This window comes from Pseudomonas sp. BW7P1 (assembly GCF_024981055.1).
GTDB classification, from domain to species: Bacteria; Pseudomonadota; Gammaproteobacteria; order Pseudomonadales; family Pseudomonadaceae; genus Aquipseudomonas; species Aquipseudomonas bananamidigenes.
Window position 1 is genome coordinate 5186875 of record NZ_CP103374.1, and the last position, 22754, is coordinate 5209628.

The window sequence follows — 22754 nt, forward strand, 5'->3', positions numbered from 1 at the left end:
GCCGCAGCCAGGCTTCAATCCCCAGCACCAGCGCCAGCACCGAACCGGTCAGCGCCACGATCCGCGCCCGCAACCCCGACACCGGCAGCCGTCTCCAACGCGACACCCGCCCCTCGCGCAATTGCGCGTAGGCCCGTTCCGCCGCAGCGATCTGCCGGGCATCCGGGCGCGTACGCACCGACTGAAACTCCACCGCCGCACCGTTCTGCGTGACTGGCGTGACATAGGCACTGACCCAGTAGTGATCACCGTTCTTGCAACGATTCTTCACCAGGCCCATCCACGACCGACCGCGCTTGAGCGTTTGCCACATATGGGCAAACGCCTGAGCCGGCATGTCCGGATGGCGCAACAGGTTATGCGGCGTGCCCAACAGCTCGTCACGGCTGTAACCGCTGATTTTGATGAAGTCGTCGTTGGCGTAGGTGATTGCGCTGGTCAGATCGGTGGTCGAGAGAATGTTCGCATCCGGCGCAATCTCGACATTGCGCCCGGTCACCGGGAGATTGATCTTCATGGAAAGCGCGCTCGTTTTATTGGAAAGAGTCGGCAGGGCTGCTGACTCTAAGCGCACTAATTGACTGAACGTTGATCTGGCTCAGCAACTGAGCATTTAGCCATCACTGTGACCGAAAATCACAGACGATGGCTGCAGAAAGGAAGGGAATCAGCGCTTGCCCATCGAACGGCGAGTACCCGACGGGGCCACACCCGGGGTCTTGGCGTGACGATCACCGCCCTTGCCCTTGAACTGCGGCTGTCTGGCGGCTTTGGCGGCGGCCAGTTCACCTGGCTTGAACGGAAACTTGAACGCAGGAATGGTCGGCTTTGTTTCGCCAGCCTCGGCCAGCTCTGCCGGGACATCGCTCACGGCGTTGTCGATTGGGGAAGTCATGAAAGCTCCGGGAAGCAAAAAGTCCGGCCCGGTGGATGAGCCGCGAAGGCGCGCAGTATACCTGCGCGCGGGGACTTTAAAGAGTCCCGAAAAGGGTACGACCGGTCCCTTTTTGGGACTGCTCGACTAACGGATCACGTCTGCGGATCAACCCGATCCAGCGCCCGGTTCACCGCCAGTTCGGCCAGCATGATGATCTGCTGGATCCCGAGCGCCGTACTGCGCTGCGGGCCGCTGAGTTCATTGGCGAAATTGCTGGCGATGGTGCTGGCCGAGGCCAGGGATTCACAGGCATTGACCAACAGGCTTTCGGTATCGACGTTGGGAGTGACCATGTACATCGTGCTCGGGCGTGGTTTCGAGGGCTTCGGGCAAAGGTAATAGTCGAGGGCGCGTTTGATGGCTTCGCGGTTACGGGCGAGGTCTTCGGCGCGCATGGCCTCTTCGAGAGGGGTGGGGGATTCGTAGGGTGGATCGGGTACGGGCTTCGTCATTGAAATGTTCCTGTTCAATCGCCAGCACTCGTCGTTTCTCACGCAACGAAGTGGTGGCAGCTATGTGCGGAGTGAGAAACCGGTAGGAACAGATCCGGCCGGACCGAAGTCCGCCCGCACACAGCCGCCATAAAACATTGCAAGCAGCAGATAAGCCGGCGGCAATTATGGTGGTACTGATGATGGATTAACAGTTCCTAAGGGTTCTCACACCCGATCACAGAGTTTTCTGCGACAGCCAAAGATTAGAGAGCCTGCTTCCGACGGACAACCTGAAAACATTGTGGGAAGGTTCGGTAAACCCCACACATTTTTAAACGTTCAAAAATGGAACGCGGAGCGTCCCGGGCTGCATTCCCACAAGATCTGGTCGGCTATCAGGCCGCCATCGCCAGCAGGCTGGCTCCCACAGGAAAGCAGTTCGCTCCTGGCTTCTCGCTTCTCGCTTCCCACCACTCAACACGATGAGCGTTAGCTCGAGTAAAGCTCTTGATCTTCTGGCCCCTTCGGCAGGCTGAGTGGAGGGATTTATCCGGGGGTGGGAGCGCAGCGACCGTGCGGCGAAGCCGCATGCATCGAGAGGAGGTGCAGCGAAGCAAACCGTAGGCGATGCCCCCGGATGGATCCCGGAACGAAGGAACGCCGAGCCACAGCGAGGCGCCGAACGCCGGGGCCCAGCCTTTTGGTTCCTTTTTGGCGTTTGAAAAAGGGACTCGCCGTAAGGGCGAAACCGCCAGTGGCACCCCCCGCAGAAACGGATATACACACACCCCAAAACCAGCATGGCCGGCCCAAAGGCCGCCAAGTCAAAGCCGAAACTGACAGCGCCGTCAGCCAGCCGTCACCCTCCTGACCCCCAAACAAGTTTATAAAGAACCAACCTGCCCAAATCCCGTCCCCTCCGGCGCCCCACAAGCATGCAAATCCAGAAGAACAAGGCCCTGCTCGCCACCCTGCTGATCGCCCTCGCAGCCGCCGGCCTGTGGTATGCAATCAAACCTGCACCGGCCAGACTCGCTGCCCCGACGGCGATCCCGGTCAGGGTCGTCACCGTCAGCGAAAAAGACGTCCCCCGCTACACCAGCGGCATCGGCTCGGTGCTCTCGCTGCACAGCGTGGTGGTGCGCCCACAGATCGACGGCATCCTCACCAAGCTGTTCGTCAAGGAAGGTCAGTTGGTCAAACAGGGCGACCTGCTCGCCACCATCGACGACCGCTCGATCCGCGCCAGTCTCGACCAGGCCCGTGCACAACTGGGGGAAAGCCAGGCGCAGCTGCAAGTGGCGCTGGTCAACCTCAAGCGCTACAAACTGCTCAGCGTCGACGACGGCGTCTCGAAGCAGACCTACGACCAGCAACAGGCATTGGTCAACCAGCTCAAGGCCACTGCCCAGGGAAATCAGGCGTCGATTGACGCGGCGCAGGTACAGCTTTCCTACACCCAGATTCGCTCCCCGGTCACCGGTCGCGTCGGGATTCGTACGGTCGACGAAGGCAACTTCCTGCGCATGAGCGACACTCAGGGTCTGTTCACCGTGACCCAGATCGACCCGATCGCTGTCGAATTTTCCCTGCCTCAGCAACTGCTGCCGACCCTGCAAGGCCTGATCAGCGATCCGCAACGCGCCCAGGTCAAGGCCTACATCGGCGCCGACACCGATGGCGAAACCGCCAACCTGCTCGGCGAAGGGCACCTGACCCTGATCGACAACCAGATCAACGCCAACACCGGCACCATCCGCGCCAAAGCCGAATTCACCAACCCCGACCAGAAGCTCTGGCCCGGCCTGCTGGTGACGGTAAAGATTCAGACGGCACTGGATAAAAATGCGCTGGTGGTTCCGCCCACCGTCGTACAGCGAGGCCTGGATCAACACTTCGTGTACCGGGTCAATGGCGACAAGGTTGAAGCCGTGCAAGTGCAGACGGTCTATCAGGGCAGCGGCCAGGACATCATCCAGGGCGTGAATCCCGGCGACGTACTGGTCAGCGATGGTCAGTCTCGGCTTAAACCCGGTTCGACGGTGCAAGTCATGAGCGAACCCCCGCAAGTGGTGCAAGCGGAGCCCAGGCCATGAAGCAACACAAAGGCGTTTCGACCTGGTGCATCGATCACCCGGTGGCGACGATTCTGTTGACCATCGCGCTGGTGCTGGTCGGGGTGATTGCCTTCCCGCGTCTGCCGATTGCGCCGTTGCCGGAAGCGGAATTTCCGACGATCCAGGTCTCCGCCCAACTGCCCGGCGCCAGCCCGGACACCATGGCGTCCTCCGTGGCCACGCCGCTGGAGGTGCAATTCAGCGCCATTCCCGGCATGACCCAGATGACGTCCAGCAGCGCGCTGGGCTCCACTCTGCTGACCCTGCAATTCACCCTCGACAAGAGCATCGACACCGCCGCCCAGGAAGTGCAGGCCGCGATCAACACCGCCGCCGGCAAACTGCCAAAAGACATGCCGACCCTGCCGACCTGGAGGAAGGTCAACCCGGCCGACAGTCCGGTGCTGATCCTCAGCGTCAGTTCCACGCAGATGCCCGGCACCGAACTCAGTGACCTGGTGGAAACCCTGCTGGCCCGTCAGATCAGTCAGATCGACGGTGTAGGCCAGATCAACATCACCGGTCAGCAGCGTCCGGCGATTCGCGTGCAGGCTTCGGCGGACAAACTGGCGGCCATCGGCCTGACCCTCGCCGACATTCGTCTGGCCATCCAACAGACCAGCCTCAACCTCGCCAAAGGTGCGCTGTATGGCGAGTCGAGCATTTCCACGCTTTCGACCAACGACCAGTTGTTCCACCCCGAGGAATACAGCCAGCTCATCGTTTCGTACAAGGACGGCGCCCCGGTTCACCTCAAGGATGTCGCGAAAGTCGTCAACGGTTCGGAAGATGCCTACGTGCAGGCCTGGGCCGGCGACCGACCGGGGGTGAATCTGGTGATCTCCCGCCAGCCGGGGGCCAACATTGTCGAGACCGTGGATCGCATCCAGGCCGCCCTGCCCGGCCTCGAAGCCATGCTGCCGGCCTCGGTGCAGGTCAAGGTGCTGATCGACCGCACCCAGACCATCCGCGCCTCCCTGCATGAAGTGGAGATCACCCTGCTGATCGCGATCCTGCTGGTGGTGGCGGTGATGGCGCTGTTCCTGCGCCAGCTGTCGGCGACGATGATTGTGTCAGCGGTGCTCGGTGTGTCGCTGACCGCCAGTTTCGCCCTGATGTATTTACTCGGTTTCAGCCTGAACAATCTGACGCTGGTGGCCATCGTCGTGGCGGTCGGTTTCGTGGTCGACGATGCGATCGTGGTCGTGGAGAACATTCACCGCCATCTGGAGGCCGGCGACAGCATGCGCGATGCGGCGGTCAAGGGTGCCGGCGAGATCGGCTTCACCGTGGTGTCGATCAGTTTCTCGCTGGTGGCGGCGTTCATACCGCTGCTGTTCATGGGCGGCGTGGTCGGGCGTCTGTTCAAGGAATTCGCCCTGACGGCGACCTCGACCATTCTGATTTCCGTGGTGGTGTCGCTGACGCTGGCGCCAACCCTCGCCGCGCTGTTCATGCGCAAACCGGTGCATCACGCCCACGACAAACCGGGCTTCAGCGAACGCCTGCTCGGCTGGTATGAAAAAGGCCTGCGCCGGGCCCTTGCCCACCAGAAACTGATGATCGCGGTGTTCGGTGTTTCCGTGGCGATGGCGATCGGCGGCTATATTTTTATCCCCAAGGGTTTTTTCCCGGTGCAGGACACCGGTTTCGTTCTCGGCACCACCGAAGCCGCTGCGGACATTTCCTACAGCGACATGGTGAAGAAGCACCTGGCGATGGCGGAAATCGTCGCTGCCGACCCGGCCGTGCAAGCGTTTTCCCATTCGGTGGGCGTTTCCGGCAGCAACCAGACCATCGCCAATGGTCGCTTCTGGATTGCCTTGAAACCAGGCGGCGAGCGCGACGTTTCGGCCAGTCAGTTCATCGACCGCATCCGGCCGCAACTGATGAAAGTGCCCGGCATCGTGCTTTACCTGCGCGCCGGTCAGGACATCAACCTCAGCTCCGGTCCGAGCCGTGCGCAGTATCAATACGTACTCAAGAGCAACGACGGGCCGACGCTGGCCACCTGGACCCAGAAGCTGACCGAGAAACTGCGCAGCATTCCGGCATTCCGCGACATTTCCAACGACCTGCAACTGGGCGGCAGCATCACCCACATCAGCATCGACCGCAGCGCCGCTGCGCGTTTCGGCCTGACCGCCAGCGATGTCGACGAGGCGCTGTACGACGCCTTCGGCCAGCGGCAGATCAACGAGTTCCAGACCCAGGTCAACCAGTACAACGTGATTCTGGAACTGGACACCGCACAACGCGGCAAGGCCGAAAGCCTCAATTACTTCTACCTGCGCTCGCCGTTGAGCGGGGAAATGGTGCCGCTGTCGGCGCTAGCACGGTTCGATGCACCGACCATCGGCCCGTTGTCCATCGCTCACGACGGCATGTTCCCGGCCGCCAACCTGTCGTTCAACCTGGCACCCGGCGTGGCACTGGGCGACGCGGTGATTCTGCTGAACCAGGCCAAGGCCGAGATCGGCATGCCGACCGCAATCAGTGGCAACTTCCAGGGCGCGGCGCAGGCCTTCCAGAGTTCGCTGAAGAGTCAACCATGGCTGATTCTCGCGGCGCTGGTGGCGGTGTACATCATTCTCGGTGTGCTCTATGAGAGCTTCGTCCATCCGCTGACAATCATCTCGACCTTGCCGGCGGCAGGTCTCGGCGCGGTGATCATGCTGTGGATCTGCGGCCAGGACTTTTCGATCATGGCGCTGATCGGACTGGTGCTGCTGATCGGCATCGTGAAAAAGAACGGCATCCTGATGATCGACTTCGCCCTGGAAGCCCAGCGTCAGCGTGGACTCGCGCCGCAGGATGCGATTTTCGAGGCGTGCCTGACGCGGTTCCGACCGATCATTATGACCACCCTGGCCGCCCTGCTCGGCGCCCTGCCGCTGATGCTCGGCTACGGCACCGGCGCCGAACTGCGCCAGCCGTTGGGGATAGCGGTGGTCGGTGGTTTGCTGGTCAGCCAGATGCTGACGCTGTTCACCACGCCGGTCATATACTTGTGGCTTGAGCGGCTGTTCCACAAGCCCAAACCATCGCCCGTCGCGGCGCTGGCAACGACAGACTGAGGCAGGTCATGCGCGTCCTGATCATCGAAGACGAAGAGAAAACCGCGGATTATCTGCACCGCGGCCTGACGGAGCAGGGTTACATCGTGGACCTGGCCCGCGACGGCATCGAGGGCCTGCACCTGGCGCTGGAAAGCGACTACGCGGTGATCGTCCTCGACGTGATGCTGCCGGGCCTCGATGGTTTCGGCGTATTGCGTGCCTTGCGTGCGCGCAAACAGACGCCGGTGATCATGCTCACCGCCCGCGAACGGGTCGAAGACCGGATCCGGGGTTTGCGCGATGGCGCCGACGATTACCTCGGCAAACCGTTTTCCTTCCTCGAACTGGTGGCACGGCTGCAAGCGCTGACCCGGCGCAGCGGTGGCCATGAACCGGTGCAAGTGAGCATCGCCGACCTGTGGATCGACCTGATCAGCCGCAAGGCCACCCGGGCCGGTACCCGGCTGGATCTGACGGCGAAAGAGTTTTCGCTGCTCAGCGTGCTGGCCCGGCGCCAGGGTGAAATCCTGTCGAAAACCGCGATCGCGGAAATGGTCTGGGACATCAATTTCGACAGCGACGCCAATGTGGTCGAAGTCGCGATCAAACGTCTGCGGGCCAAGCTCGATGGGCCGTTCGACGAGAAACTGCTGCACACCATCCGTGGCATGGGGTATGTGCTGGAGAGCCGTGGTGTCCAGTAACTCAATAGCGCTGCGCCTGAGCGGGATGTTCACGCTGGTGGCGCTGCTGGTTTTTCTGTTGATCGGCGGCGCGTTGTATCAACAGGTGGACAAGGGCCTGGGGCTGTTGCCGGAAGCCGAGCTGGATGCGCGTTACAGCGTGCTCGAGTCGGCACTCAACCGCTTCGGCACGCCTGAGCACTGGGTGAAGATCAACGCCAAGCTGAACCTGCTCGGCGAGGAAGACAAACGCATCCATTTCTGGGTGGTGAGCGGCGATCCGCGTTATGAATATGGCCGGCCGGATGCCTTGATCCGCGCCTTTGCCCAAGGCCCCTTGGGCATGCGCGACCTGCCACTGCCCGGTCATGAAGACCCGCTGAGAGTGCTGCTGACCGAACTGCCGGCCAAGGATCAGCGCCCGCCCCTGCGTTTCATGATCGGCATTGATACCGAAACCTTTCACCAGACCCAGCACAAGCTGCTGATCGCCTTGATCGGCCTGGCGATTGTCGGCGTGTTGCTGGCATCGGCCTTGGGTTATTGGGTCGCGCGGATCGGCCTGAAACCATTGATCAAACTGTCCCAGGAGGCCCAGCGCCTGGCGCCGCCACTGCGGGCCGGGCGCTTGCGTCTGTCGCCGCTGCCGCCGGAACTGGAACAGTTTGTCGACTCGTTCAACTCGACGCTGGAGCGAGTCGAACAGGCGTATTCACGGCTGGAATCGTTCAACGCCGATGTGGCCCATGAGCTGCGCTCGCCGCTGACCAACCTGATCGGCCAGACCCAGGTCGCCCTCACTCGCGTACGCTCCGCCGAACACTATTTCGAAGTGCTGCAATCCAACCTCGAAGAGCTGGAACGCCTGCGCTCGATCATCAATGACATGCTGTTTCTGGCCAGTGCCGATCAGGGCAGCAAGGCCACCAAACTGACGTCGACGTCTCTGGCCGACGAAGTAGCGACCACGCTCGAATACCTCGACTTTATCCTCGAAGACGCACAGGTTCAGGTGCACGTGAGCGGCGACGCCCAGGTGCAGATCGAGATCGCCCATCTGCGCCGGGCATTGATCAATCTGTTGAGCAACGCTGTGCAACACACCGCGCCGGGCCAGATCATCGAAGTGCAGATCACGGTCGAGGAGCATCAAGTCAGCATCGGCGTGGCCAATCCCGGTGCGCCGATTGCCAGCGAGCACTTGCCACGGCTGTTCGAGCGCTTCTACCGGGTCGATGCCTCGCGCAGCAACAGCGGCAACAACCACGGCCTGGGGCTGGCGATCGTCAAGGCGATCGCGCTGATGCATGGCGGCGATGTGTTTGTGCGCAGTGATCGGGGGATGAACACTTTTGGTATTCATCTTCCGGTCTGACCCCACCCTCATCGTTCCTACGCTGCGTGGGGAATGCCGCCCGGGACGCTCCGCGTCCGTATCAAGCCGAACCCGATAACGATTCCCCCACTGATCTTTGCTTCTGCTGTAACAGTCATTTATGAAAATCGCGCTGTTTCCCGGTGCCCGGCAACCTTATCTTTGCCCGCACCAAACAGCACTTGCCAAGCAAGAAGGTTTTCAAGATGTCCAACAGTATGGGTATTGCCAGCGCTTTCGTTTTGTCCTCATTGATCCTGTCGCCGATGGCGATGGCTGAAGAATCGCAGTCGTTCGTAGCGCAAAATACCGCTCGCGCCCAGGCATTCGAACAGCATCAGGCAGAAGTGATGGCCAAGGCGCAGGACGCCACGCAAGCCCCTCAGGCCGCAAACGCCCGGGTTCAGAGCGTCGAGAAAGACAGCTGAGCCGCACACCGCGCAACGTTTCCCTCGACGCGGTTGTTTGGCTCTTCCCGTTCAACCGTCGTCCTTCCAGGCCACTGATGTTCAGTGGCCTTTTTTCGTTGTGGTGTGAAAGCGGTCCGGTTCGTCTCTTACAATTAGAAACATCCAGCACCTCAAGACATTGAAGTGTCAGTTGACCCAAGGAGCTTTACCGCAAGTGCGTTACCCAGCCCGTTTCACCCCGCTGTTCATTGCAATTGCCGCAACGATTGCCCCCGCTGCCCACGCCGCTGAAGCCGAGAAAGAAGGCTTCGTCGAAGGCTCCAGCCTCAACCTCAACGCTCGCAACTACTACATGAATCGCAACCGCCTGCAGCACGCGGACGACAACATCGAGTGGGGCCAGGGTTTCCTCGGCAAATTCCAGTCGGGTTACACCGAAGGCACGGTCGGCTTCGGCATCGATGCCCACGCCATGCTCGGTCTGAAACTCGACGGCGGTGGCGGCACGGACAACTCCAGCATCCTGCCGGTCAGCGATGGCAACGGCAAAGCGCCGGGCTCGTTCTCCACGGCGGGCGGTACGCTGAAAATGCGTGCGTTCGATACCGAGCTGAAGGCCGGTGACCTGTTCCTCACCAACCCGGTGATCGCCGGCGGTGAAAGCCGCATGCTGCCGCAGACGTTTCGTGGTGTCAGCCTGACCAACCACAGCTTCGACGGCTGGATGATCGAGGGCGGCCAGGCCAGCTTCACCAAACCTTACAACCAGAGCGGTCACAAGCGCATCGGCACCTCCTACGGCACCCTCGCCGAGGGTGATCAAAGCCAGCACCTGAACTGGGCCGGCGTGTCCTGGAGCGGCGTCGAAGGCCTGACCAGTAACCTGTACGCGGCCGAACTGAAGGACATCTGGAACCAGTACTACTACGACCTGGACTACACCTGGGCGCTGAGCGACCTGGTGACCCTCAACCCGGGCCTGCACTTCTATCACACCCAGGACACCGGCGACGCGCTGCTGGGCAACATCGACAACAACACCTACAGCCTGCATTTCACCGTCGGCATCGGCCATCACAGCGTCACCGCCGCCTACCAGCGAGTCAACGGCAACACGCCGTTCGACTACATCAGCCAGGGCGACAGCATCTACCTCGACAACTCCCAGCAATACTCGGACTTCAACGGCCCCAACGAGCGCTCGTGGAAACTCAAGTACGCCTACGACTTCGCTGGCATCGGCCTGCCGGGCCTGACCTCGGCGGTGTCCTACTCGCGCGGCACGCTGGACCTGACCAAAGTCGATCCGGACAGCAAGGGCTACGCCGCGTGGTACAGCGCCGAAGGCCGCAACGCCAGGCACTGGGAACGCGATATCGACCTCAAGTACGTGGTACAGAGCGGTCAGGCCAAAGACCTGGCAGTGCGTCTGCAATGGGCCACCAACCGTGGCGGCAACGGCTACGGCGCGCTGGACACCGACACAGATGAATACCGAGTGATCATCGACTACCCGATCAACGTCTTCTAAGATCGGCGCTACAGTAAGAAGGCCAGCCCAAAGTGCTGGCCTTCTTCTTGCGTGCGGCAGAGATGCTTGTAGAACTACGCTTATAAGAATCTTCAACCGATAACCGAACCATGATCGCGAGCCGTACCCCACCTGCTGCGGGCAAGACCGGACGTCCCGAGCGGCTGCTGATTCTCGGCAGTCTGCTGAGCGTGATCGCGATTGTGTGCATCGTCACTTTTCTGCTGATTCGCGAGCATGCCAACGCTCAGGAATCGGCCACCCGCAGTGCCACCACCATTGCCCAACTCATCGATGCCGACGTGCTGCGTACCGTCGAGCTGTACGACCTGACTTTGCAAGGGCTGATCGCCGCCGCCCAGCGCGAAGACCTGAAAAACGTATCGCCGCAGATCCGCCACCTGGCGCTGTTCGACCGCTCCACCACGGCGCGTTTCAAGGGCGACATCCTGCTGCTCGACAAGCACGGCGAGGTCATTGCCGATTCCTCGCGGATCACTCCGCTGCCGGGAAATTTCGCCGATCGCGATTACTTTCTCGCCCATGCCTTCAACCGCGACACCGGCATGTTCATCAGCCGCCCGTTCAAACCCCGTTGCGACTGCGACGACGCGGATCAGTGGCGCATCAGTTTCAGCCGGCGCATTTCCTCGGACACTGGCGAATTCCTGGGCGTGGCCGTGGCGTCGATGAAGCTCGACTACTTCGACCAGTTGTTCAACAGTCTCGATATCGGCGTCGACAGCACCCTGAACATCATCAACAACGACGGCATTCTGCTGGCCCAGAAGCCTTATCTGCAGAGCGACTCGATCGGCAAGAGCTTCGCCAACCGCCCCAACGTGGTGCGGATCCTGCGCGACCGCAGCGGCAATGGCAGCTTCAACAGCATTTCGAGCATGGATCACCAACAACGCCTGTATACCTATTCCCAGGTCGGCAACCTGCCGCTGACGGTGATCGTTGCACTGTCGAGCGATGAGGTGTTCGGTGCCTGGCGACGCACGGCCATTCTGATCAGCGGCGCCACCGGCGTCCTGTGTGTGGGGCTGCTATGGCTGACCTGGCTGTTGGCCCGGGAGCTGCGCCTGCGGCAACGAGCCGAACACGAGCTGGCGCAACTGGCCGCCACCGATGCCCTGACCGGTGTCGCCAACCGGCGCATGCTCGATCAGTCGCTGCGTCATGAATGGTTTCGTGCCCAGCGTTCGGGCAAACCCTTGTCGCTGCTGATGATCGACGCCGATCACTTCAAGGCCTTCAACGACCGGCACGGCCATCAGGCCGGGGATCAGGCATTGCGTGAACTGGCCAGGGTCATTACCGCCAATGTGCGCCGCCCGGCGGACCTGGTGGCGCGTTATGGCGGTGAAGAGTTCTCGGTGGTTCTGGCGGAAACCGACAGCGCCGGCGCGCAGCAGATTGCCGAGCATGTGCGGGCCGCTGTCGAACAATTGCCGCGCCTGGAGGGCGATGACAGGCCGATGACGGTGAGCATCGGGATCGGTACCTGGACAGCGGCCAGTGAAATCAGTCTGGAACAACTGCTGTTCGCGGCAGACCGGGCGCTGTATCAGGCCAAGGAAGGAGGCCGGAATCGGGTTGTCATGGCTTGATGCCGGGGCGGCCTTTCCGGCCCCATCGCTGGCACAGCCAATACAAAGCCTGCAGGCATAAAAAAAGGCCACCCAAGGGTGGCCTTCAAAAAACTAGAGAGGTTTTTTACCTACACTGCCGCAACCGGGCGCATGTAAGAGATCGGTGCAGTGCTGGCGTCTTCGAACGTCACGACTTCCCAGGCATCTTTCTGCTCAATCAGTTTGCGCAGAAGCTGGTTGTTCAGTGCGTGGCCGGACTTGAAGCCCTTGAACTCACCAATCAGGCTGTTGCCCAGCAGGTACAGGTCGCCAATGGCATCGAGGATCTTGTGCTTCACGAATTCGTCTTCGTAGCGAAGGCCGTCTTCGTTCAGTACGCCATCGGCATCGACCACGATCGCGTTTTCAACGCTGCCGCCGAGTGCGAGGTTGTGCTTGCGCAGGTACTCGATGTCACTCATGAAACCGAAAGTACGCGCGCGGCTGACTTCTTTTACGAACGAAGTGCTGGAAAAGTCCACGCTTGCACTTTGCGTGCGGTCCCGGAATACCGGGTGATCGAAATCGATCTCGAAGCTCACCTTGAATCCGTCGAAAGGGACGAAAGTGGCGCGCTTGTCGCCGTCTTCCACTGTCACTTCACGCAGGATGCGGATGAATTTCTTGGCGGCGTCCTGTTCTTCCAGGCCTGCCGATTGAATCAGGAATACGAAAGGTCCTGCGCTACCGTCCATGATCGGGACTTCGGACGCGGAGAGCTCGACGTAGGCGTTATCGATGCCCAGGCCAGCCATGGCCGAGAGCAAGTGCTCTACCGTGTCCACTTTGACGTCGCCGTTGATCAGCGTCGTCGACATAGTGGTTTCACCGACGTTTTCCGCGCGGGCAGGAATCTGCACCACAGGGTCGAGGTCAGCGCGACAAAACACAATGCCAGTGTCGACAGGCGCAGGCTTGAGGGTCAGGTAGACCTTCTCCCCGGAGTGCAGGCCTACACCTGTGGCACGGATAATATTTTTCAGTGTGCGTTGTTTAATCATGGCTTGGGCCGCTTCAGCGCAAATTGCGAACTGGTATCAACAAAGGCTGGCGATAATATCAGACCGAGCCTTTGCTGAACACCAATCACCTTCATAGCCCTGATACATTCCATCAATCAGCCTGACGACGCAGGAAGGCCGGGATGTCCAGGTAATCCAGGTCATCTTGCGGATTCATCTTCGCGGCAGTCGCAGCACCGGCCTGAGCCTGGTTGCGCATGACGGTCGGACGGTCCAGATCACGGTAGTTCACGGCAGGTTGTTCCTGACGCGCAGGCGCCTGCTGTTGCACCGGAGCGGCAGCCATGGTGGTGTGAACGGTGTTGTCGATGACCTTCACAGGCTTCTCGATTTTGGCGCCCAGACCGGTGGCAACCACGGTGACGTGCAGCTCGTCGCGCATGTCCGGATCGATCACGGTACCGACCTTGACCATCGCGTGCTCGGACGCGAAGGCTTCGATGATCGAACCCACGTCGGAGTACTCGCCGAGGGACAGGTCAGGACCGGCAGTGATGTTCACCAGGATGCCGCGCGCGCCCTGCAGGTTCACGTCTTCCAGCAGCGGGTTGCGGATGGCCGCTTCGGTGGCTTCACGTGCACGGTTCGGACCACTGGCGCAGCCGGTGCCCATCATCGCCATGCCCATTTCGCTCATCACGGTGCGTACGTCGGCGAAGTCGACGTTGATCATGCCCGGACGCTTGATGATGTCGGAGATACCGCGAACGGCACCGGCCAGTACATCGTCAGCCTTGGCGAAAGCCGACAGCAGGCTTGCGTCTTTACCGAGGATGGTCAGCAGCTTCTCGTTGGGAATGGTGATCAACGAGTCGACGCTTTCGGAAAGCATGCGGATGCCTTCGTCGGCGATCTGCATGCGCTTGCGGCCTTCGAACGGGAACGGACGGGTCACGACCGCAACGGTCAGGATGCCCAGTTCCTTGGCCACTTCGGCGATGATCGGCGCTGCACCGGTACCGGTACCGCCGCCCATGCCGGTGGTGATGAACACCATGTTGGTGCCGGCCAGCACTTCAGCGATGCGCTCGCGATCTTCCAGCGCAGCCTGACGGCCGACTTCCGGGTTGGCGCCGGCGCCCAGGCCCTTGGTCACGCCGGTGCCCAGTTGCAGGATGGTACGCGCGCCGATGTTTTTCAGCGCCTGAGCATCGGTGTTGGCGCAAATGAACTCGACGCCTTCGATGTTGCTCTTGACCATGTGGTTGACAGCGTTGCCGCCGCCACCGCCAACACCGATAACCTTGATTACCGGGCTTGCGGGGATGTTGTCTACGAGTTCGAACATTTTCCCTCTCCTTACATTCTCTAGTTTTTTCGCCTACTGCATTTTGTTGCGGTGTTGCGGTAAAGCTTCAGAAGTTGCCTTGAACCCACTTCTTCAAACGGTCCAGCAACGGTGCCTGAGGCTCATCGTTGCTGTAGCTGTCGCGGCTGCCGATGCCCGAGAACGAGATCCCGTCGGACTGCTTCTGCAGGCCGTACATCAGCAGGCCCACGCCAGTGGAATAGATCGGGTTGCGCACCACGTCATCCAGGCCCTTAACGCCGTGCGGCACACCGAGGCGTACCGGCATGTGGAAGATTTCCTCGGCCAGTTCGGTGGCGCCTTCCATCTTCGACGTACCGCCGGTCAGCACGATGCCGGCCGGAATCAGGTCTTCGTAGCCGCTGCGGCGCAGCTCGGCCTGGATCAGGGTGAACAGCTCGTCGTAGCGCGGCTCGACCACTTCGGCCAGGGCCTGACGGGACAGTTCGCGTGGCGGACGGTCGCCGACGCTCGGCACCTTGATGGTCTCGCCGGCACCGGCCAGTTTGGCCAGGGCGCAGGCGTAGCGGATCTTGATCTCTTCGGCGTACTGGGTCGGGGTACGCAACGCCATGGCGATGTCGTTGGTCACCTGATCGCCGGCAATCGGGATCACGGCCGTGTGACGGATCGCGCCTTCGGTGAAGATCGCGATGTCGGTGGTGCCGCCGCCGATGTCGACCAGGCACACGCCGAGCTCTTTTTCGTCGTCGGTCAGTACCGAGTAGGCCGAAGCCAGTTGCTCGAGAATGATGTCGTCGATTTCCAGACCGCAGCGACGCACGCATTTTTCAATGTTCTGCGCGGCGTTGACGGCGCAGGTGACCACGTGGACCTTGGCTTCCAGGCGCACGCCGGACATGCCCAGTGGCTCGCGCACGCCTTCCTGGTTATCGATCACGTAGTCCTGCGGCAGGGTGTGCAGCACTCGTTGGTCAGCCGGAATCGCCACGGCCTGGGCGGCGTCGAGTACGCGCTCCAGGTCAGCCGAGCTGACTTCGCGATCACGGATCGCCACGATGCCGTGGGAGTTCAGGCTGCGAATGTGGTTGCCCGCCACGCCGACGAACGCCGAGTGAATGCGGCAGCCCGCCATCAACTGGGCTTCTTCGATCGCGCGCTGGATCGATTGCACGGTGGACTCGATGTTCACCACCACGCCTTTCTTCAGGCCGCGGGACGGATGGGTGCCGATCCCGACGATATCGAGCGTGCCGTCGTCCGCAACCTCGCCGACCAGCGCCACCACTTTGGAGGTGCCGATATCGAGACCGACGATCATTTTGCCGCTTTGCACGTTTGCCATGGGTCCTGCCTCTTCTTAATTCTTTGCGACAGCGGGTTGGGCTGTCGTCGGCGCTACGGGTTCCCGCCAGCCAACAGCGAGGCCGTTGGCGTAGCGCAGATCGATACGCGCAATGTTCGTAATCTGGTCTTTAAGCGTCTTGTCGTAGATGGCAATAAAGCGGCGCATCTTTTCCACCAGGTTGCCGCGTCCCAGCAGCAACTCGATGCCGGGGCCGGAACTGCCGGCACCGGTGGTCAGGAACCAGCTGCCACGTTCGCGCAATTCCAGGCGCGCGATCGAGAAGCCCAACGGCCGGAGCATCTGGCTCAGCACCTGATACTGCTGCATCACTTGCTGCTGGGCCCGCTGTGGGCCGAACAACTGCGGCAGGTGTTCGTAGTTCGCCAGCTCCTTGGGCGTGAACGCCTGGCCCTGGTTGTTGAGCAGCGACTCGTCACCCCAACGGGCCACCGGCAGTTGCTCTTCGAGGCGAATCACCACCTGGTCCGGCCACACGCGACGGACTTCGGCGTGGGCGATCCAGGGCATCTGTTCCAGCTCCGAGCGCATGCTGGCCAGGTCGATGGTGAAGAAGCTCGACGTCACATACGGGGCGATCCGCTGCTGCACCGCCTGCTGGCTGATGTAGCTCAGGTCACCCTGTACGGCGATCCTGGTGATCGGTCGGTCGGCGTACGGCAGCAGACGCTGCGCGCCTTCGTAGGTGCCGAAACCGAGCGCTACCAGCAGCACCGGCCAGAACAGACCTTTGAGGAACCCGAAATTGGCTTTCGGCAGGCGCGCGGACATCGGCTCTTTGGCCACCATTCGGCTGGCACCCCGTGGCACCGGCTTGCGGCCGGGTGCGGGTGGCTGATGTCTGAGCTGTGCGCCTTGCATGGTCTTAACCTCGCGCCTCTTTTTGGCCATCGGCATCGACACTGGCGGCCAGGATGGCCAGGACCAGTTGCTGGAAATCCAGACCGGCCGCTTTCGCCGCCATCGGTACCAGGCTGTGGTCGGTCATGCCGGGAGCCGTGTTGACTTCCAGGAACCAGAATTTGCCGTCGGCGTCCTGCATCACGTCCGCCCGACCCCAACCTGCGATCCCCAGCGCCTCGCAGGCTTGCGCCGTGAGGTCCATGAGTTCTTTTTCCTTGGCGGCATCGAGCCCGCACGGAATCCGGTACTGGGTATCGTTGGCGATGTACTTGGCGTCGTAGTCGTAGAACGTGTGCGGTGTACCCAGGGCGATAGGAGGCAACACCTGGTCACGCAGGGTGGCGATGGTGAACTCCGGACCGTGGATCCATTGCTCGACCAACACTTGCGAATCGTAGGTACTGGCCGCTTTCCATGCGTCGATCAACTCGGACGCAGAACTCACTTTGGCCATCCCGATACTTGAACCTTCATGCGCCGGTTTGACGATCAAAGGGAAGCCCAGTTCCGTCGCTGCCGAAATACAATCGGCCTCGCTGCGCAGCACGGCGTGGCGCGGCGTCGGAATGCCCAGCGTGTGCCAGACCTGCTTGGTGCGCAGCTTGTCCATGGCCAGCGCCGACGCGAGGATGCCGCTGCCGGTGTACGGAATGCCGGCCACTTCGAGCAGGCCCTGCATGCTGCCGTCTTCACCGCCACGACCATGGAGGATGATGAAGGCGCGGTCGATCTTTTCACTCAGCAGACGCTGCAGAATGTCGGCGCCGACATCGATCCCGAACGCGTCCACACCGGCGCTCTGCAATGCAGAGAGCACGGCGTTGCCGGACTTCAGCGAGACTTCACGTTCGGCACTCAGACCGCCGAACAGCACGGCGACACGGCCGAAGTCTTTCGGCGCAATGGTGGAGAACAGGTTGGCGTAGGCAGCAGTCATTTCAACTTCCCCTCGACCGGTGCGGCCACGGCACCGGCGAACAGCTCGCTTTTCAACAGTTTCGGTGCGAGACCGCCGATATCACCGGCGCCCTGGCACAGCAGAATGTCGCCGGCACGCAGCAGCGGCTTGACCAGCGGCGCCAGATCGACACCGCGCTCGATGTAGATCGGGTCCAGCTGACCACGCTGACGGATGCTGTTGCACAGCTTGCGGCTGTCGGCACCCGGAATCGGCTCCTCACCGGCCGGATAGACTTCCATCAGCAGCAGCACGTTGGCATCGGCCAGTACCTGGACGAAATCGTCATACAGGTCGCGGGTACGGCTGTAGCGGTGCGGCTGATAGACCATCACCAGACGGCGCTCAGGCCAGCCACCGCGCACGGCCTTGATCACGGCCGCGACTTCGGTCGGGTGGTGGCCGTAGTCGTCGACCAGCATCACGTTGCCGCCGTCCACCGGCAGTTCGCCGTAGACCTGGAAGCGGCGACCGACACCCTGGAACCCGGACAGCCCCTGGACGATGGCTTCATCGCTGACGCCCTCGTCGGTGGCGATGCAGATGGTCGCCAGGGAATTCAGCACGTTGTGGTTGCCCGGCATGTTCACGGACACATCCAGCGGCTCGCGATCAGGGCGCAGCACGGTGAAGAAGGTCTGCATGCCCTGTTGGCGCACGTTGATGGCGCGCACGTCGGCGTCTTCGCTGAAGCCGTAGGTCACGGTCGGACGCTTCACCTGCGGCAGGATTTCACGCACCACCGGATCGTCCAGGCACATCACCGCCAGACCGTAGAACGGCAGGTTGTGCAGAAACTCGACGAAGGTTTTCTTCAGCTTGTTGAAGTCACCGTCGTAGGTCGCCATGTGGTCGGCGTCGATGTTGGTCACCACGGCCACCAGCGGTTGCAGGTGCAGGAAGCTGGCGTCGCTCTCGTCGGCCTCGGCGATCAGATAGCGGCTGGTGCCGAGCTGGGCATTGGTGCCCGCGGCATTCAGACGGCCCCCGATGACGAAGGTCGGGTCCAGGCCACCGGCGGCGAACACCGAAGCGATCAGGCTGGTGGTGGTGGTCTTGCCGTGAGTGCCGGCGACGGCGATGCCGTGGCGGTAGCGCATCAGCTCGGCGAGCATCTCGGCACGGGGCACCACCGGAATACGGCGCTCAAGGGCGGTCGCCACTTCCGGGTTGGAGGTGTTCACGGCACTCGACACCACCAGCACGTCGGCGGCAGCGGCGTTCTCGGCACGGTGGCCGATGAAGATCTGCGCACCGAAGGATTCCAGGCGCTCGGTAACCGGCGACGCCTTGAGGTCGGAACCGGACACGGCATAACCCAGGTTCAGCAGCACTTCAGCGATGCCACACATGCCCACGCCGCCGATCCCGACGAAGTGGATGCGACGGATGCGGCGCATTTCCGGTTGCGGCATGGCTTTCTGATTCTCAACCATGGGCCACCTCCAGACAGGTATCGACCACGCTGCGGGTGGCTTCGGGTTTTGCCAGACGGCGGGCCGCTCGGGCCATTTCTTCGAGTCGTTGCGGTTGCATCAAGACCTCTGTCAGGCGCGCGGCAAGGTCCGCGGCACCAGTCGTTCTTTGCGGCATCAGGAAGGCAGCGCCTTCGCGGGCCAGATAATCGGCGTTGCGGGTCTGGTGATCGTCGATCGCGTGGGGCAAGGGCACCAGCATCGACGGCAGACCGGCGGCGGCCAGCTCGCTGACGGTCAATGCGCCTGCACGGCACACCACGATGTCAGCCCAGCCATAGGCCTGAGCCATGTCCTTGATGAAGGGCTGCACCTGCGCATCCACGCCGGCGGCGCGGTAGCGCTCTGCAGTCACTTCATCGTGATTTTTGCCAGCCTGATGAAACACTTCCGGGCGCAAGTCGGCAGCGACTTGTGACAGGGCTTCAGGCAGCAACTTGTTCAACGGTTCTGCCCCCAGGCTTCCGCCCAGGATCAGCAAACGCGCCTTGCGTCCGGCCAGTGCCGGACGCGGTGTTTCGAGGAACAGCTCGCTGCGCACCGGGTTACCGGTGGTACGGCGGCTGTCCGACAGGGTAAAGGTGTCGGGGAACGCTTCACACACCCGGGCGGCGAACGGCACCAGCAACCGATTGGCGGTGCCGGCCACAGCGTTCTGTTCGTGAACGATCACCGGCACACCGGCCAGTTTGGCGGCGATCCCGCCGGGGCCGGTCACATAACCACCGAAACCGACCACGCACACCGGACGCAGGCGGCGAATGATCGCCCGTGCCTGCCACACCGACTTCAGCAGCATGAACGGTGCCTTGAGCAACGACAGCTTGCCCTTGCCGCGCAGGCCGGTGGCGTTGATGCGATGCAGCTCAAGGCCGGCGGCCGGCACCAGATCGTTCTCGATCCCCCGTGGCGTACCGAGCCAGTGCACGGTGTAGCCGCGCGCCTGGAATTCACGGGCACAGGACAGCGCCGGGAACACGTGACCACCGGTACCGCCGGCCATGATCAATACGTTAGCGCCCATGGTTCGGCTCCTCGGCGAAGTCGCTCTCATGGAATTCCATCTCTTCACTGCCCAGGTGGGTCCGGCTCTCCCACTCGATCCTCAGCAACAGGCCAAGGCAGGCACAGCAGATCACCAGGGAACTGCCGCCATAACTGAGGAACGGCAGGGTCAGGCCCTTGGTCGGCAACAGGCCGACGTTCACGCCGATGTTGATCAGGAACTGACCGATCCACAGGAACGACAGACCGTAGGCAACATACGCGGCAAAAAACTGTTTGGCTTTCTCGGCCCACAGACCGATGTACATGCCGCGGATACACACGAACACGAACAGCGCCACGGTGCACAGCGAACCCACCGCGCCCAGCTCTTCAGCGAGTACCGAGAACACGAAGTCGGTGTGGGCTTCCGGCAGGTAGAACTGCTTCTGCACGCTGTTGCCCAGACCAACGCCCAGCCACTCGCCGCGACCGAAGGCGATCAAGGCCTGGGACAACTGATAACCGGCACCGAACTGGTCGGCCCACGGGTCGGCAAAGTTGGTCAGACGTGCCATCCGGTACGGCTGCATCTGGATCAGCAACACCACCGCCGCCACCGCCAGCACCACCATCAGCGAGAACCGGAACAGCCCGACCCCGCCGAGAAACAGCATCGCCGCTGCGGCGCCCATCATCACGACGGTGGCGCCGAAGTCCGGCTCCATCAGCAACAGGCCGGCCATCGGCAGCAGCACGATGAACGGCTTGAAGAAACCCATCCAGCTTTCGCGTACTTCCTTCTGGCGACGCACCAGATAACCGGCGAGATAGATCACCACGAACACCTTGGCGATCTCGGACGGTTGTACGTTGAAGAAGCTGAAACCGATCCAGCGCATCGAGCCGTTCACTTCACGACCGATCCCGGGGACGATCACCATCACCAACAGGCCAAACGCGCCGATCAGCATCATCCAGCCCAGACGCTGCCAGGTGGCGATCGGAATCATCATGGTGACGATGCACGCGCCCAGCCCCAGCACCACGTAGATCAGATGACGGGTCATGTAGTAGAGCGCACTGCCCGACTGCACGGCACCGACCTCGGTCGATGCCGAAGCGATCATGATCAGGCCCAGGCCGAGCAGCGCGAGGCAACCGGCGAGCATCGGGAAATCGAGGTCGATCCCGCGTCCGGTGATGATCGGCGACGGATACGGCTTGATGATGTTTCGCAGGCTCATGCCAGATCCTCCACGGCGCGGACGAACTGGTGACCACGGTCTTCGTAATTCTTGAACATGTCGAAACTGGCGCAGGCCGGCGACAGCAGCACCACATCACCCGGCCGGGCGGCGGCACGGCATTTTTCCACGGCGTCGATCAGTGTAGTGGCACGGATCAGCGGCACGGCGTCGCCGATGGCCTGACCGATCCTGTCGGAGTCGCGGCCCATCAGGACCACGGCTCGGCAATGGGCTGCCGCCGGATCACGCAGATCCTTGAAATCGGCACCCTTGCCGTCGCCACCGGCGATCAGCACGACCTTGCCGCTGATGTCCGCACCCAGGCCCTCGATGGCGGCCAGTGCGGCGCCGACGTTGGTGGCTTTGGAGTCGTTGTAGTAGCCGACGCCATCCAGGTCACGCACCCACTGGCAACGGTGTTCGAGGCCGGCGAAGTTGCGCAGGGCCGCGAGCATGGCATCGAACGGCAGACCGACCGCATGCCCCAGCGCCAGCGCCGCCAGAGCATTGGACTGGTTGTGGGCACCACGAATCTTCAGCTCTCGTACCGGCATCAGGTTCTGGAATTCGAAGGCCAGGTATTTCTCGCCGTTCTCTTCGCGCAGACCGAACGCCTTGAAGTCGGGTTTGGTCAGGCCGAAGGTCCAGCATGGCTGGCCCTCGCCCATCAGCGGTCGGGTCAGGGCGTCCTGACGGTTGACCACGAACTGCTTCGCGCCGCGGAAGATCCGGTGCTTGGCCAGGTGATAGGCCGGCAGACCGCTGTAGCGATCCATGTGGTCTTCGCTGATGTTGAGCACGGTCGCGACTTCGGCGTTGAGCTGATCGGTGGTTTCCAGCTGGAAGCTCGACAGTTCCATGACATACAGCTCGACATCATCGCTGAGCAGATCCAGTGCCGGCGTACCGAGGTTGCCGCCAACGGCCACACGCTTGCCGGCTGCTGCTGCCATCTCGCCAACCAGGGTGGTGACGGTGCTTTTCGCATTGGAACCGCTGATGGCCACGATCGGCGCCTTCGCGTTACGCGCGAACAGCTCGATGTCACCGGACAGTTTCACGCCGCGGGCGGCGGCGGCTTGCAGGGCCGGGGTCGCGAGCGCCAGGCCGGGACTCACGTAGAGCTCGTCGGCACGGCACAGGAACTCGACGTCCAGCTCGCCACAACGCACTTCCACGTGCGGATAGTCACGCTGGAGCGTGGCCAGTTCCGGTGGATTTTCCCGCGTATCGGCCACGGCAAACGCCACGCCCCGGTTCGCCAGGAAGCGAACCAGGGACATGCCGCTCTTGCCGAGGCCGACAACGATGCGGAAGTGGTCAGAAGCGATCAGAGACACTCG

The 22754-nt window shown here is 62.0% G+C and carries 18 protein-coding genes and 1 pseudogene; 7 read left to right on the forward strand and 12 right to left on the reverse strand.

Features of this window, described 5'->3' with window-relative positions:
* Window positions 1-235: 235 nt before the first annotated feature.
* From NWV16_RS27910 to NWV16_RS23315, 3 genes and pseudogenes are all read right to left on the reverse strand, one after another.
* Window positions 236-517: pseudogene (locus NWV16_RS27910) on the reverse strand (PAS domain-containing protein); the annotation flags it as partial.
* Between the two features lie 150 nt (window positions 518-667).
* Window positions 668-895 (reverse strand): hypothetical protein, encoded by a 228-nt coding sequence (locus NWV16_RS23310; protein ID WP_260520929.1) that lies wholly within the window; start codon window positions 893-895, stop codon window positions 668-670.
* 134 nt (window positions 896-1029) lie between these two features.
* A complete protein-coding gene (locus NWV16_RS23315; protein WP_065261353.1) occupies window positions 1030-1389 on the reverse strand; it encodes a DUF6124 family protein in 360 nt (119 codons plus the stop codon).
* A 917-nt stretch (window positions 1390-2306) separates the two neighbouring features.
* On the opposite strand from NWV16_RS23315, the gene NWV16_RS23320 reads away from it, so the two are divergent.
* The 7 genes from NWV16_RS23320 to NWV16_RS23350 all read left to right on the forward strand — a co-directional run bounded on the left by NWV16_RS23320 (window position 2307) and on the right by NWV16_RS23350 (window position 12162).
* On the forward strand, window positions 2307-3467 hold the full coding sequence (locus tag NWV16_RS23320) for an efflux RND transporter periplasmic adaptor subunit (protein ID WP_260520930.1): 1161 nt from the start codon (window positions 2307-2309) through the stop codon (window positions 3465-3467).
* Window positions 3464-6565, forward strand: coding sequence for a multidrug efflux RND transporter permease subunit (locus NWV16_RS23325; protein WP_260520931.1), 3102 nt, complete (start codon window positions 3464-3466; stop codon window positions 6563-6565). The genes NWV16_RS23320 and NWV16_RS23325 overlap by 4 nt, the downstream gene beginning before the upstream one ends.
* Before the next feature lie 8 nt (window positions 6566-6573).
* Entirely contained in the window at window positions 6574-7251 is a 678-nt protein-coding gene (locus tag NWV16_RS23330) for a heavy metal response regulator transcription factor (RefSeq protein ID WP_260520932.1), read from the forward strand.
* On the forward strand, window positions 7241-8605 hold the full coding sequence (locus NWV16_RS23335) for a heavy metal sensor histidine kinase (protein ID WP_260520933.1): 1365 nt from the start codon (window positions 7241-7243) through the stop codon (window positions 8603-8605). Before NWV16_RS23330 ends, NWV16_RS23335 begins: the two co-directional genes overlap by 11 nt.
* A gap of 206 nt (window positions 8606-8811) precedes the next feature.
* A complete protein-coding gene (locus tag NWV16_RS23340; RefSeq protein WP_260520934.1) occupies window positions 8812-9033 on the forward strand; it encodes a hypothetical protein in 222 nt (73 codons plus the stop codon).
* A 196-nt stretch (window positions 9034-9229) separates the two neighbouring features.
* The gene (locus NWV16_RS23345) at window positions 9230-10546 is read left to right on the forward strand and encodes an OprD family porin (protein WP_260520935.1); all 1317 of its coding nucleotides are present in this window, start codon (window positions 9230-9232) and stop codon (window positions 10544-10546) included.
* A 110-nt stretch (window positions 10547-10656) separates the two neighbouring features.
* Entirely contained in the window at window positions 10657-12162 is a 1506-nt protein-coding gene (locus NWV16_RS23350) for a sensor domain-containing diguanylate cyclase (RefSeq protein WP_260520936.1), read from the forward strand.
* Between the two features lie 110 nt (window positions 12163-12272).
* Here NWV16_RS23350 and lpxC read toward each other — a convergent pair whose 3' ends face one another.
* The 9 genes from lpxC to murD all read right to left on the reverse strand — a co-directional run bounded on the left by lpxC (window position 12273) and on the right by murD (window position 22751).
* Window positions 12273-13184 carry a UDP-3-O-acyl-N-acetylglucosamine deacetylase gene (lpxC, locus tag NWV16_RS23355; protein ID WP_065261513.1) on the reverse strand — a complete coding sequence of 304 codons (912 nt, stop codon included), beginning with the start codon at window positions 13182-13184 and terminating at the stop codon, window positions 12273-12275.
* A 112-nt stretch (window positions 13185-13296) separates the two neighbouring features.
* Window positions 13297-14493 carry a cell division protein FtsZ gene (ftsZ, locus tag NWV16_RS23360; protein ID WP_065261512.1) on the reverse strand — a complete coding sequence of 399 codons (1197 nt, stop codon included), beginning with the start codon at window positions 14491-14493 and terminating at the stop codon, window positions 13297-13299.
* 67 nt (window positions 14494-14560) lie between these two features.
* A complete protein-coding gene (ftsA, locus tag NWV16_RS23365) occupies window positions 14561-15820 on the reverse strand; it encodes a cell division protein FtsA (protein ID WP_065261511.1) in 1260 nt (419 codons plus the stop codon).
* Between the two features lie 15 nt (window positions 15821-15835).
* Complete coding sequence (locus NWV16_RS23370; protein ID WP_260520937.1) at window positions 15836-16702, reverse strand: cell division protein FtsQ/DivIB; 867 nt, start codon at window positions 16700-16702, stop codon at window positions 15836-15838.
* A gap of 4 nt (window positions 16703-16706) precedes the next feature.
* Complete coding sequence (locus NWV16_RS23375; RefSeq protein WP_260520938.1) at window positions 16707-17681, reverse strand: D-alanine--D-alanine ligase; 975 nt, start codon at window positions 17679-17681, stop codon at window positions 16707-16709.
* A complete protein-coding gene (gene murC / locus NWV16_RS23380; RefSeq protein WP_065261508.1) occupies window positions 17678-19138 on the reverse strand; it encodes a UDP-N-acetylmuramate--L-alanine ligase in 1461 nt (486 codons plus the stop codon). Before murC ends, NWV16_RS23375 begins: the two co-directional genes overlap by 4 nt.
* Window positions 19131-20201, reverse strand: a complete 1071-nt coding sequence (gene murG, locus NWV16_RS23385; protein ID WP_065261507.1) for an undecaprenyldiphospho-muramoylpentapeptide beta-N-acetylglucosaminyltransferase — start codon at window positions 20199-20201, stop codon at window positions 19131-19133. The genes murC and murG overlap by 8 nt, the downstream gene beginning before the upstream one ends.
* Window positions 20191-21408 carry a putative lipid II flippase FtsW gene (ftsW, locus tag NWV16_RS23390; RefSeq protein WP_085709351.1) on the reverse strand — a complete coding sequence of 406 codons (1218 nt, stop codon included), beginning with the start codon at window positions 21406-21408 and terminating at the stop codon, window positions 20191-20193. Before ftsW ends, murG begins: the two co-directional genes overlap by 11 nt.
* Window positions 21405-22751, reverse strand: coding sequence for a UDP-N-acetylmuramoyl-L-alanine--D-glutamate ligase (murD, locus tag NWV16_RS23395; protein WP_260520939.1), 1347 nt, complete (start codon window positions 22749-22751; stop codon window positions 21405-21407). The genes ftsW and murD overlap by 4 nt, the downstream gene beginning before the upstream one ends.
* Between the last annotated feature and the right edge of the window lie 3 nt (window positions 22752-22754).